We start from the raw sequence: 13,042 nt of genomic DNA on the forward strand, positions 1-13,042 counted from the left end.
GGCTGTGGCGGAAGAGCCAGAGGCCGCGTCGGATGGTTCGGAGGGCGTGGGGGACGACGCCGGGCTGTCCGGCTTGCGGGCGGGAGCCTCCCAGAGGTTGGTCTCCCGCGACGGCGGGCTCCACGCAGGGTCCTCCGAACGCGACGCCCAAGGGAAAGTGTCGCTGCGCGCGTCGTCGGCGGTCCCGCCGGTTTCGGTGCCGCGGGGCCGGTCGTCGTCGGAAGGTTCGCCCCAGGGATTGCCCGTGGGCGTCCACTCCTTCTTCGGCGCGCGTGGAGGCTCTCCCCAGAGCTTGCCGTCGGCGGGGGCGAGCCAGGCAGGCGCGGAACCCTCGTCGGCCGGCGCGGCGCCAGCCGGCGTCCAGGGGAGGTCGTCCGCCGCCGAAGCGGGCGTCCCGGCGGACTCGTCGGCGGAGGGCGGGATGGTGTCGTCCTCGGGCGGGACTCGGTGAGCGCTCATCGCGGGCTCTCGGGAGCGGCGGCGCCATCGGGGAAGGACCGCGCACCGGTCCGCCGGTGCCGGGCAAGGCGCCGCCGCCCTTCACACGAGATCATCGCCCAGTCTTCGTCAAGAGTCACCCGGATCGGCGGATTCCTTGTCAGGAATCACCGGGCTTGACGCTTTTGGCGCCCTTGCGCGGCGCGGCGGACGGGGCCGACGGGGCGGCGGCGGCCCCGGCGGTCTCCGGAGCCTCCCGGTCGAGGCGGGGCCCGACGCCCAGCTTCTCCTTGATCTTCTTCTCGATCTCGTCGGCGATGTCCGGGTTGGCCCTGAGGAAGTTGCGGGCGTTCTCCTTGCCCTGGCCGAGCTGGTCGCCCTCGTAGGTGTACCAGGCGCCGGACTTGCGGACGAAGCCGTGCTCGACGCCCAGGTCGATCAGGCCGCCCTCCCGGCTGATGCCCTGGCCGTACAGCAGGTCGAAGTCGGCGACGCGGAACGGCGGGGCCAGCTTGTTCTTGACGACCTTGACGCGCACCCGGTTGCCGACGGGCTCGGTGCCGTCCTTGAGGGTCTCGATGCGGCGCACGTCCAGGCGGACGGAGGCGTAGAACTTCAGCGCCCGGCCGCCGGTGGTGGTCTCGGGCGAGCCGAACATCACGCCGACCTTCTCGCGCAGCTGGTTGATGAAGATGGCGGTGGTCTTGGTCGAGTTGATCGCACCGGTGAGCTTGCGCAGCGCCTGCGACATCAGCCGGGCCTGCAGGCCGACGTGGCTGTCGCCCATCTCGCCCTCGATCTCGGCGCGCGGCACCAGCGCGGCCACCGAGTCGATGACCACGATGTCGATGGCGCCGGACCGGATCAGCATGTCGGTGATCTCCAGCGCCTGCTCGCCGGTGTCGGGCTGGGACACCAGCAGGGCGTCGATGTCCACGCCGAGCTTGCGGGCGTACTCGGGGTCGAGGGCGTGCTCGGCGTCCACGAACGCGGCGATGCCGCCCTTCTTCTGCACGTTCGCCACCGCGTGCAGGGCGATGGAGGTCTTGCCACTGCCCTCGGGGCCGTAGATCTCGACGATGCGGCCGCGCGGCAGGCCGCCGACGCCCAGGGCGATGTCGAGGGAGATCGACCCGGTCGGCACCACCTCGACCGGTGCCCGGGCCTCGTCGCCCAGCCGCATCACCGAGCCCTTGCCGAACTGCCGCTCGATCTGGGCCAGTGCCGTCTCGAGAGCCTTCTCCCGGTCGTTCGCTGCCATCAGAGGTGCCCCTTGTCTGTCCGGTGCTGTCGCGGCCCGGTGACCCCGGCCGTGTCACGGGTGACGTTACGGGGAGCCACCGACAGTTTCGAGGTGCCGGCCGACGTGTGGACAACGCCGCACGCGGGCCCCACTTTACCGAACATCCGTTCGATCATGGGATCGCGTGGCGATTTGACCGGGAAACTCCGTGCGTCGCGCGTCCCCGAGCCCGTACGCTGGCGCAGTTACGGAGGGTTTGCCCATGACGCTGACCGTTCTCTTCTGCGTCGATCCGCTCCACCCCCGGCGCGTCGATCCCTACTTCTCGCGCGAGGCCGCCGCCGTACGGGACCACTACGGCGAGATCGCCCTCATCGACCACGACGCCCTCCAACGAGGCGACGCCGACGGAGCGGTGCGGGCCGTCCCCGACGACCTCGGGCCCGTCTGGTACCGCGGGTGGATGGTGACGAGCGCCGAGTACGCCGCCCTCGCCGCCGCGCTCAAGCAGCGGGGCGCCGTGCTGCTCACCCACCCCGACGACTACCGGCGCGCGCACGAGCTGCCGGGCTGGCACGACACGTTCGCCGGCCTCACCCCGCGCAGCGTGTGGCGGCCCGTCGAGCCGTACGGGGACCCGGGAGACCTGGCCGAGCTGGTACGGCCCCTGCGGGCCGGGCCCGCCGTCGTCAAGGACTACGTCAAGTCCCGCAAGCACGAGTGGGAGCAGGCGTGCTTCGTGCCCGACGTGAAGAACACGACGCAGCTGCGCTCGGTCGTCGAGAAGATGATGGCGCTGCAGGGCGACGCGCTGGCGGGCGGGATCGTGGTGCGCGAGTACGAGCGGTTCGACGGCTCCGGCGAGGCGCGGGTGTGGTGGGTGGACGGCGAGCCCGCGGTGGTGGGCCCGCATCCCGACACCCCTGACGTGGAGCCGGAGCCGCCGGACTACGAGGCGGTGGCGTCCGCCGTGCGCAGCCTGGGGTGCCGGTTCATCACCACCGACTTGGCGCGCCGCGAGGACGGCCGGTGGCGCGTGGTGGAGGTGGGCGACGGCCAGGTGAGCGGCCTGCCCGCCACGGTCGACCCGATGGACCTGTACGCGCATCTGCCGCTTCCCGACTGAGCAGGCCCTCGCCACGGTGCGCGACGGGTCGATCGCAGTGGAACCGGGACGGCGCTCACTTCCGTCACACGATCGAACACCCTTAGTCTGTGGCTCCGCGATGCGGATCCCATGACGGAGGGCGCCTCCGGCCTTCCAGGCGGCACCCCGTCGCAGAGCCCCCAGATCTTTTTGTAAGGACGTGTCCCATGCCCCAACAGGACCTCCCGCGGCCCCGGCTCAGCTCCCGGGCGGTGAAGATCGGCATGGTCAGCGCTCTATCGCTCACGCTGGCGGCGTGCGGCAAGACGACGACGGCGTACTGCGTCGACCGCCTGTCGTTCACGGCCCTCGGATCAGGCAGTTACAGGGTCGTTCCCGACTACTACTGCGAGCGGACCTACCCCTTTACCTCGCCCGACTACGGCCGCTACTTCTGGTACTACGGCCCCAAGCGCGTCTCCGACGACTCCGGCTACAACTCCGGCGGCAGCAGCACCGGCGGCACCTATGTCTCCGGGGGCAGCCGCTACGCGCCGAGCAGGGGCAAGATCAAGACCAGCAGCGGCAAGACCCTCCGCGGCGGGTTCGGCGGCAGCGGACGCAGCGGAGGCTGACGTTGCGACGCGTCCGCTCGACGCCCCGACCCGACTGGCCCGCCCGGATCGAGGCTCAGGGACTGGCCTTCCACAAGACCGCCCACCCCGAGAACCTCAGCCGCCCCTACTGGGACGAGTCCGTGCACTACGTCTTCGAGATGGACGAGGTGCTGGCCCTGGAGGAGGTGGTGGAGGAGCTGCACCGCATGTGCCTGGAGGTGGTGGACCATGTGGTGACGACCGGCCGCTACCACGTCCTCGGCATCCCCGACCGGGTGGCGCCTCTCATCGAGGAGTCGTGGCGCCGCCGGGACCCGCACCTGTACGGGCGGTTCGACCTCTGGTACGACGGCACGGGCCCCGCCAAGCTGCTGGAGTACAACGCCGACACCCCCACCTCGCTGGTGGAGAGCTCCATCGTCCAGTGGTATTGGCTCCAGGACGTCTTCCCCGGCGACGACCAGTGGAACTCCATCCATGAACGCCTGGTCGACCGGTGGAAGCAGATCGCGCCCGGTCTGGCCAAGGGTCCCGTGCACTTCGCCTGGACCAACGGCGACGAGACCGGCGAAGAGGTCATGACGATCGCCTACATCCAGGAGACCGCCCAAGAGGCGGGCCTGCCGGGTGTGGCGCTCGCCATGGAGGACATCGGGTGGGACCCAGTCGGCCGGCGGTTCGTCGACCTGGACGACAACGAGATCCGCACGCTCTGCAAGCTGTACCCCTGGGAGTGGATCGTCGCCGAGCCGTTCGGCGAGCACGTCCCCGCCACCACGGCGTGGATCGAACCCATCTGGAAGATGGTGCTGTCGAACAAGGCGCTCCTGGTGCTGCTGTGGGAGCTGTTCCCCGGCCACCCCAATCTGCTGCCCGCCTACCTCAACACGCCGTCAGACCTCACCTCGTACGTGCAGAAGCCGCTGCTGGGGCGGGAGGGCGCCAACATGCGCATCGTCACGCCCGACGGCACCGAGCATCGCACCGAGGGCAGGTACGGGCGAGAGGGGTTCGTCTTCCAGGAGTTCTGCCCCCTGCCCGACTTCGACGGGCAGCGTCCGGTGCTCGGCGCGTGGGTCGTCCATGACGAGTCGGCGGGGCTGGGCATCCGCGAGACCGCCGGGCTCATCACCGACGACACCTCGTCCTTCGTGCCGCACCGCATCCCCCTGTAACCGGATCAGCGAATCCCCGTAAGGAGAACGATGTCACTCGCGCTCGACGACGAACTCGGGCAGATCCTCATCGAGGGCGTCGGGGCGATCTTCGCCTACGCCGCCGTCGGCCTGGCCCTGTTCGTCCTGGGCTTCTACATCGTGGACTGGACCACGCCCGGCCGGCTGATCTCCATCATCCGCCGCGACCGCAGCCCCAACGCGACGTTCCTGGCCTGTGCGGCGACGATCGGCATCGGCCTCATCGTGGCCGTGTCCATCTACTCGGCGGGCGGGGACCTGCTGGAGGGGCTCATCCGGGTGGCCGTGTTCGGCGGCGTCGGCGTCATCGCGCAGGCCATAGCCGTGCTGGTCTTCGACCGCCTGGTCGGGGTGGACGTGCGCGGCTGCGTGAAGGAGCCCAAGCTGGAGCCCGCCGTGGTCCTGCTCGGCGTGGCCAACGTCGCGATCGGCCTGGTCACCGCCATGGCCGTCTACGGGTGATCCGCGCCGGAATCCGACCGGGGCCACCGACGTTCGAGCGAGGTCGGCGGCGAGGACGCCGAGGGCGCGCGGCCGGTGTCAGTGCAGGTGCTGGGGGACGTCGAACGTCGCGCAGACGGCCTGCCAGACCTTCTTGGCGTCCTCGCCGTCGGCCAGGGCCTGCTCGATGGTGCGGCCCCCCAGTTCGGCCATGACGTAATCCTTGGCGACGCTCTCCGCGTACGTCTCGCCGAACTGCTCGCTCATCCGCTCCCAGAACTGTGTCAGGCGCACCCCTCCACGCTATCCGACCGGGCCTCGGCCGACCGGCTCGGTGACCCCCGAGGGGGCCTGTCCGAGCACGTCCGGGCGCCCGCCGAACGACGCCGGGCAGGGTGGCTGGGGCCACTCGGGCGCGAGCTGTCAGTCCTGCGAGGCAGGATGGCTGCATGACCTTTGACGTGCTCGAACGCTTCTCCCCGGCCACGCGCGCGTGGTTCACCGGAGCGTTCGCCGCGCCCACCGCGGCGCAGGCGGGCGCGTGGGAGTCGATTTCGAGCGGCGACCACACCCTGGTCGTGGCGCCCACCGGTTCGGGCAAGACGCTGGCCGCGTTCCTGTGGTCCCTGGACCGGCTGGCCGCGGGCGCCCCGGCGGCCGAGCGCGCCGACCCGCGGCGCCGCTGCCGGGTGCTCTACGTGTCCCCGCTGAAGGCCTTGGCCGTGGACGTCGAACGCAACCTGCGGGCCCCGCTGACCGGCATCCGGCAGGCCGCCCGCCGCCTGGGCCTGCCCGAGCCGGAGGTCCGCGTCGGGGTCCGGTCCGGCGACACGCCCGCCGACGAGCGCCGCAGGCTCGCCGTCCGGCCGCCGGACATCCTGATCACCACGCCGGAGTCGCTGTTCCTGATCCTCACCTCGCGGGCCCGCGAGGCGCTGCGCGGCGTCGACACCGTGATCGTCGACGAGGTGCACGCGGTCGCCGGCACCAAGCGCGGCGCGCATCTGGCGCTGTCGCTGGAGCGCCTGGACGCCCTGCTGGAGCGCCCGGCGCAGCGCATCGGCCTGTCCGCGACGGTGCGGCCGGCGGAGGAGGTGGCGGCGTTCCTGGGCGGCACCCGGCCCGCGACGGTCGTGCAGCCGCCCGCCGACAAGGAGTTCGACCTCGACATCGTCGTCCCCGTCGAGGACATGGGCGAGATCGGGCAGTCCGCGGACGTCTCCGGCGCCGCGGACCCGCGGCGGCGCAGCATCTGGCCGCACGTGGAGGACCGCCTGCTCGACCTGATCGAGGCGCATCGCTCCACCCTGGTGTTCGCCAACTCCCGCCGCCTGGCCGAGCGCCTGTGCGGCCGCCTCAACGAACTGGCGTACGAACGCCTGCACCCGCCGGAGGACGTCTCGCTCCACCACGAGGCCGAGGTGCCGTCCGAGAACGGCGGCATCGGCCTGGGCCGCCTCAGCATGGAGGATGTGCGGCGGGCGTTGACAGGCGGCGACGACGGCCGCGCCCCCGGGGACGACACCGATGGCGGCCAAGGCCGAGCCTGGCCCGGCAACGGAAGCCAGGAAGAAGTCCGGACGCAAGGCGAAAAGCCGCGGGGGATGCCTGCGGACGTGATGGCGCAGGCGGGTGTGTCCCAGGGAGCGCCCAGGGAGGTCGCGCGGGCTCACCACGGCTCGGTCTCCAAGGAGGAGCGGGCCGGCATCGAGGAGGCGCTCAAGCAGGGGCGGCTGCCCGCGGTCGTCGCCACGTCCAGTCTTGAGCTGGGCATCGACATGGGCGCCGTCGACCTGGTGGTGCAGGTGGAGTCGCCGCCGTCGGTGGCCAGCGGGCTGCAGCGCGTGGGACGGGCCGGGCACCAGGTGGGCGCGGTGTCCAAGGGCGTCATCTTCCCCAAGTACCGGGGCGACCTCCTCCAGACCGCCGTGGTGGCCGAGCGGATGCGGCGCGGGGAGATCGAGGAGCTGCGGTATCCGCGCAACCCGCTCGACGTGCTGGCCCAGCAGATCGTCGCCATGGTCGCCATGGACGAGTGGACCGTCGACGATTTGGAGGCCGTCGTCAGGCGGGCCGCCCCGTTCGCCGCGCTCCCCCGCTCGGCCCTGGAGGCGACCCTGGACATGCTGGCCGGACGCTACCCCAGCGACGAGTTCGGGGAGCTGCGGCCGCGCCTGGTGTGGGACCGGGTCACCGGCACGCTGCGCGCGCGCCCCGGGGCGCAACGCCTCGCGGTCACCAGCGGGGGCACGATTCCCGACCGCGGCCTGTTCGGCGTGTTCCTCGTCGGCGAGAAGTCCTCCCGGGTCGGGGAGCTGGACGAGGAGATGGTGTACGAGTCGCGGGTCGGCGACGTGTTCGTACTGGGGGCCAGTTCCTGGCGCATCGAGGACATCACCCCCGACCGGGTGCTGGTCTCCCCCGCCCCCGGACAGCCGGGCAAACTGCCGTTCTGGCACGGCGACTCCCCCGGGCGTCCCGCCGAGCTGGGGCGGGCCCTGGGCGCGTTCACCCGCGAGCTGGCCCGGATGCCCGCCGACGAGGCCCGCGCCCGCGTCCGGGCCGCCGGGCTGGACGAGTGGGCGTCCGCCAACCTGGTGTCCTACCTGGCCGAGCAGCGGGAGGCGACCGGGCACGTCCCCGACGACCGCACGATCGTCGTCGAACGGTTCCGCGACGAGCTCGGCGACTGGCGCATGGTGGTGCACTCGCCGCTGGGGGCGCGGGTGCACGCGCCGTGGGCGCTGGCCATCGCGGGACGCCTGCGCGAACGGTACGGGGTGGACGCGCAGGCCATGCACGCCGACGACGGCATCGTGATCCGCATCCCCGACATGGACGACCCGCCGGGCGCGGACCTCGCCGTGTTCGACCCCGAGGACGTCGAACGCGCCGTGGTGGACGAGCTGGGCGGGTCGGCGCTGTTCGCCGCGCGGTTCCGCGAGTGCGCGGCGCGGTCGCTGCTGCTGCCGCGCCGCCGCCCCGACCGGCGCATGCCGCTGTGGCAGCAGCGGCAGCGGGCCGCGCAGCTGCTGGCGGTGGCGAGCAAGTACCCCTCGTTCCCCATCGTGCTGGAGACGATGCGCGAGTGCCTGCAGGACGTGTTCGACGTCCCGGGGCTGACGCAGGTGATGCGCGACCTGTCGGGCCGCAGGACGCGGGTGGTGGAGGTGGAGACGCCCGAGCCGTCGCCGTTCGCCCGGTCGCTGCTGTTCCGCTACGTCGGCGCGTTCATGTACGAGGGCGACTCCCCGCTGGCCGAACGCCGCGCCCAGGCGCTGGCGCTCGACACGGCGCTGCTGTCGGAGCTGCTCGGCCAGGCCGACCTGCGGGAGCTGCTGGACCCGCAGGTCGTCGCCGAGACCGAGCGCGCGTTGCAGCGGCTGACGCCCGACCGCCGCGCCCGCGGCGTGGAAGGCGTCGCCGACCTGCTGCGCGACCTGGGTCCCCTGACCGCCGCCGACCTCGCCGCGCGCACGGACGTTCCCGAGGGCGACCCCGAGCGCGACCCCGAGCGCGACGCCGATCGGGCGGCGCGGTGGGCCGAGGAGCTGGAGCGGAGCCGGCGGGCGATCCGGGTGCGGGTCGCCGGGCGCGACTGCTGGGCGGCGGTCGAGGACGCCGCGCGGCTGCGCGACGCGCTGGGCGTGCCGCCGCCGGTGGGGGTGCCCGAGGCGTTCTTGGAGCCGGTGGACGACCCGCTGGGGGACCTGGTGTCCCGGTACGCGCGCACGCACGGCCCGTTCCGGGCGGCCGACGTCGCCGCCCGGTTCGGGCTCGGCGTGGCCGTGGTGACCGATGCGCTGCGGCGGCTGGCCGGCGAGGGACGCGTGGTGGAGGGCGAGTTCCTGCCCGTGGAGGCGGTCTCCGGTCCGCCGACGGGCGAGTGGTGCGACACCGGCGTGCTGCGGACGCTGCGGCGGCGGTCGCTGGCGCGGCTGCGCGCCGAGGTGGAGCCGTCGCCGCCGGAGGCGCTGGGCCGGTTCCTGCCCGCCTGGCACGGCATCGCGGGCGGGTCGCGGCTGCGCGGCATCGACGCGCTGGTGCAGGCGATCGAGCAGCTGCAGGGCGCGGCCGTGCCGGCGTCCGCGCTGGAGACGCTGGTGCTGCCCTCGCGGGTCCCCGGGTACTCGCCCGCGATGCTGGACGAGCTGACCTCGGCGGGCGAGGTGATCTGGGCCGGGCAGGGCGGGCTGCCGGGCGGCGACGGGTGGGTGTCGCTGCATCTGGCCGACACCGCGCCGCTGCTGCTGCCCGAGCCGCTGCCGATCACCCTGACGCCGCCGCACCGGGCGGTGCTGGACGCCCTCGGCCCGTCCGAGCAGGGCGGCGCGCTGTTCTTCCGCACCCTGTCCGACCGGGTCAACGCCGCGGTCACCGCGTCCGACCAAGAGCTCGTCGCGGCCGTGTGGGACCTGGTGTGGGCGGGGCTGCTGACCAACGACACCCTGGCGCCGCTGCGGGCGTCCCTCGGGTCGGGGCGTCCGGCGCACCGGGCGCGGGCCACCCGCCGCCGTGGCCGTCCGGTGCTGCCGTCGCGCACGGGCCCGCCGACGGTCGCGGGCCGCTGGTGGGCGCTGCCCGAGCGGGAGACCGACGCCACCCGCCGGGCGCACGCGCTGGCCGACGCCCTGCTGGAGCGGTACGGCGTCGTCGTCAGGGGCGCGGTGGCCGCCGAACGCGCTCCGGGCGGGTTCGCGGCGGTGTACCCGGTGCTGCGGGCGTTCGAGGAGAGCGGACGGTGCCGCCGCGGCTACTTCGTGGAGGGCCTCGGCGCGGCCCAGTTCGCGCTGCCCGGCGCGGTCGACCGGCTGCGGGCGCTGCGGCCGCGGGAGCCCGCCGACCCGTGGGAGACGCCCGCGCCGGGGGACGGCCCCCGGGCCCTCGTGCTGGCGGCGGCCGACCCGGCCAACCCGTACGGGGCGGCGCTGCCGTGGCCGGAACGCGACGGGGAGACCCCCGGCGCGCACAAGCCGGGCCGCAAGGCGGGCGCGCTGGTGGTGCTGGTGGAGGGGCGTCTCGTCCTGTACGTCGAACGCGGCGGGCGCACGCTGCTGACCTGGTCCGACGACCCGCGGGAGCTGCAGCCGGCGGTGGACGCGCTGGCCCTGGCGGTCCGGGAGGGCGCGCTCGGCAGGCTGACCGTCGAACGCGCGGACGGCGAGTCGATCAGCCGCTCGCCGCTGGCCGCCGCCCTGGAGGCCGCCGGGTTCCACCCGACGCCGCGAGGGCTGCGCCTGCGCGCCTGACCCGCGCCGCCCGCGACGTGGGACGCCGTCGGCGCGGGTCGCGACCGCTGGCCCGGCCGCGCCTCGAGCGGCGCGGGTGCGCGGGGTCAGCGGGAGCGGCGGCGGAACATGGCGACGAGGCCGCGGAAGGCGCGTTCGTCCAGGGAGCCGAACGGGTTGTCGTGGACGACGTAGGTCCAGGTCGCGGACGGCCGGACCAGTCCCGCCCCGGGCATGTCGATCTCCCCGTCGACGACGGCGAGGGCGTCGAAGGTCTCGGCCGCCCGTTCCCGGGCCCGCTCTGGGAGGCGCTTGCCCGCCGGGACGGCCTCGCGGTGGAACTCGACCAGCGGGTCCAGGCCGCGTCCGAGCGAGCGCAGGTGGATGCCCTCGCGCAGGTCGGCGAGGAAGGCCAGGTGCTCGGCCCAGCAGCGGTCGAGGTGGAACAGCATGATCTGGCGGGCCGCGGCGGCGACCCGCTCCGGGCCGACCGCCGCGACGAGCTCGGCGTGCCGCTCGGGGCGCAGCTCCGCCAGCACCCGGTCGGCGCGGTCGCCGTGCAGGACCTCGTCGCGTTCGGCGAGCACCTCCCGGCGCTGCAGGCTGATGAGGTGGTGGTAGCGCCAGGTGTTGCGGTGGATCTCCAGGTCCACGCCTTCGGCGACGCGCTGGGCGTGGGCGACGATCCAGCGCGCGTTCTTGTCGTCCACGCGGCCGTCCGGCGCCACGGGGCCGCCGTGGGACTCGTCGGGCGCGTACCGGGTGACCAGGTCGTCCTCCAGGCTGGCGAAGAACACCGAGCCGCCCGGGTCGCCCTGCCGTCCGGCGCGGCCGCGCAGCTGGTCGTCCAGGCGGCTGCTGGAATGGCGGCCCGTCCCGATCACCAGCAGCCCGCCGAGGGCGGCGACCCGTTCGCGCTCCTCCTCGGACACCGGCGGCGGGGAGGCGGACGGGTCCGCCCCGGGCGGGGCGCCGCCGCCCAGGCGGATGTCGGTGCCGCGTCCGGCCATCTGGGTGGAGACGGTGATCGCGCCGTACGCCCCGGCGCGGGCGATGATCGCGGCCTCTTCGGCGTCGTTCTTGGCGTTGAGGACGACGCACGGCAGGCCGGACCGCTCCAGGCAGCGGGCCAGCCGTTCGGATTCGGCGACGTCGAGGGTGCCGACGAGCACGGGACGCCCGGCGGCGTGCGCGGCGGCGATCTCGTCGACGATCGCGACCTCCTTGTCGGCGGCGGTGGCGTACAGCCGGTCCGGCTCGTCCGCCCGCACGCACGGGCGGTTGGGCGGGATCACCGCGATCTCCAGGTCGTAGAACTCGCGGAGCTGCTCGGCCACGGCGAGGGCGGTGCCGGTCATGCCGCAGCGCACCGGATACCGGCCGACCAGCTCCTGGACGGTGATCGAGTCGAGGATCTCGCCGCTCGGGGACGCCGCCACGGCCTCCTTGGCCTCGACCGCCGCCTGCAGGCCGTCCGGCCAGCGCTGCAGCAGCGCCACCCGTCCGCGCGAGGCGTTGATGAGCTTCACCGCGCCGTCGCGGACGATGTAGTCGACGTCGCGCTGCAGCAGCACCTCGGCGTGCAGCGCCACGTTGACGGCGGTGAGCGTGTCCAGGTTCTCGGGCGCGTACAGGTCGATCCCGCCGAGCGCCTCCTCCACGGCGCGGGCCCCGGCGGGCGTCAGCTGGACGTTGCGGCCCTCGTCGTCGGCGGCGTAGTGCAGGCCGGGCCGCAGCCGCCGCGCCAGCTCGGCGAAGGTGCGGTCGGCCTCCGCCGCGTCGGTCGCGCCGGCCAGGACGAGCGGCACGCGCGCCTCGTCCACCAGCACGGAGTCCGCCTCGTCGATCAGCGCGACGCCGGGCGCGGGCAGGAGGAGGTCGGCGGGGTCGGTGGCCAGCCGGTCGCGCAGCAGGTCGAACCCGATCTCGCTGACCGGGGCGTAGGTGACGTCGGCGGCGTAGGCGCGGCGGCGCTCGTCCGGGGTGGACGACTGCCCCACCCAGCCCACCGAGACGCCGAGCATCGCGTACAGCGGGCCCATCCATTCGGCGTCGCGCCGCGCCAGGTAGTCGTTGACCGACATGACGTGGACCCGGTGGCCGCGCAGGGCGTGTCCGGCGGCGGCGAGCGCGCCCGCGAGGGTCTTGCCCTCGCCGGTGGCCATCTCCACCACGTGCCCGGACAGCAGCCCGAGGGTGCCGAGGAGCTGCACGTCGTACGGCCGTTCGCCGAGCGTGCGCCGCGCCGCCTCCCGTCCCAGCGCGCACAGCGACGCGTCGTCCCCCGGGTCGAGGGCGCGGGCGGCGGCGGTGAGGGCTTCGTCGGTGAGGCCGCGGACGTCGGGTTCGCGGGCGGCGGCCTCGGCGACCACGGCCTGGAACGGCCGCAGGTCGACGGTGCCGGGCCGCTGCAGGAGGCGTCGCAGCCGGTCGCGCAGTGCCATGACGACGAGTCTCCTTGATCAGCTCGCGGCCGGGAAGGCGTCCGCGGCCGTGCTCCCAGGGTTTCACGGCGTCTCGGCGGAAGGTCTGACGGGATCGGGCGCGATCTCCTCCCTCCGGCGGATCCGCCGAGGCCGGCCTCCTGAGATCATCGAAACGCAGGGGGTGCGGTGGCGCGAGAACCGCGTCACCGCGGAACGGGGAGTCGACATGACACCGACGACACGGTGGGTCGCCGCGCAGCGGCGCAAGCGACAGATCATCAGTCAGACCGTTCTCGACCGCGCCCTGCGGGACCCCCGGCGGCGGCGGGAGCATCCGCCGGTCCGCCGTCCCGCACGGTGACCTTC

The 13,042-nt window shown here is 73.9% G+C and carries 9 protein-coding genes; 6 read left to right on the forward strand and 3 right to left on the reverse strand.

The features are described from left to right. Positions 1-598: 598 nt before the first annotated feature. Positions 599-1,699, reverse strand: a complete 1,101-nt coding sequence (gene recA, locus AR3_RS06750; RefSeq protein ID WP_067910117.1) for a recombinase RecA — start codon at positions 1,697-1,699, stop codon at positions 599-601. 244 nt (positions 1,700-1,943) lie between these two features. On the opposite strand from recA, the gene AR3_RS06755 reads away from it, so the two are divergent. The 4 genes from AR3_RS06755 to AR3_RS06770 all read left to right on the forward strand — a co-directional run bounded on the left by AR3_RS06755 (position 1,944) and on the right by AR3_RS06770 (position 5,043). Then, on the forward strand, positions 1,944-2,807 hold the full coding sequence (locus AR3_RS06755) for an ATP-grasp domain-containing protein (protein ID WP_067910120.1): 864 nt from the start codon (positions 1,944-1,946) through the stop codon (positions 2,805-2,807). 188 nt (positions 2,808-2,995) lie between these two features. Next, positions 2,996-3,403 (forward strand): hypothetical protein, encoded by a 408-nt coding sequence (locus tag AR3_RS06760; protein ID WP_083951014.1) that lies wholly within the window; start codon positions 2,996-2,998, stop codon positions 3,401-3,403. A gap of 2 nt (positions 3,404-3,405) precedes the next feature. Beyond that, on the forward strand, positions 3,406-4,560 hold the full coding sequence (locus tag AR3_RS06765; RefSeq protein WP_067910123.1) for a glutathionylspermidine synthase family protein: 1,155 nt from the start codon (positions 3,406-3,408) through the stop codon (positions 4,558-4,560). 30 nt (positions 4,561-4,590) lie between these two features. Continuing rightward, positions 4,591-5,043: a DUF350 domain-containing protein gene (locus AR3_RS06770; protein ID WP_067910127.1), complete on the forward strand. Its 453-nt coding sequence runs from the start codon at positions 4,591-4,593 to the stop codon at positions 5,041-5,043. A 78-nt stretch (positions 5,044-5,121) separates the two neighbouring features. Here the strand turns inward: AR3_RS06770 and AR3_RS06775 are convergent, their stop codons facing one another. Next, positions 5,122-5,316 carry a DUF3046 domain-containing protein gene (locus tag AR3_RS06775; RefSeq protein ID WP_067910130.1) on the reverse strand — a complete coding sequence of 65 codons (195 nt, stop codon included), beginning with the start codon at positions 5,314-5,316 and terminating at the stop codon, positions 5,122-5,124. A 155-nt stretch (positions 5,317-5,471) separates the two neighbouring features. On the opposite strand from AR3_RS06775, the gene AR3_RS06780 reads away from it, so the two are divergent. Then, the gene (locus AR3_RS06780; protein ID WP_067910133.1) at positions 5,472-10,271 is read left to right on the forward strand and encodes an Lhr family helicase; all 4,800 of its coding nucleotides are present in this window, start codon (positions 5,472-5,474) and stop codon (positions 10,269-10,271) included. An 86-nt stretch (positions 10,272-10,357) separates the two neighbouring features. On the opposite strand, the gene secA2 is transcribed toward AR3_RS06780, so the two are convergent. After that, positions 10,358-12,694, reverse strand: coding sequence for an accessory Sec system translocase SecA2 (gene secA2, locus AR3_RS06785; RefSeq protein WP_083951015.1), 2,337 nt, complete (start codon positions 12,692-12,694; stop codon positions 10,358-10,360). Positions 12,695-12,902: 208 nt separating this feature from the next. On the opposite strand from secA2, the gene AR3_RS32550 reads away from it, so the two are divergent. Next, a complete protein-coding gene (locus AR3_RS32550; protein WP_281179232.1) occupies positions 12,903-13,037 on the forward strand; it encodes a hypothetical protein in 135 nt (44 codons plus the stop codon). Positions 13,038-13,042: the final 5 nt, after the last annotated feature.

Origin of the sequence: Actinomadura rubrobrunea NBRC 15275 (assembly GCF_001552235.1) — a bacterium.
Lineage (GTDB): Bacteria > Actinomycetota > Actinomycetes > Streptosporangiales > Streptosporangiaceae > Spirillospora > Spirillospora viridilutea.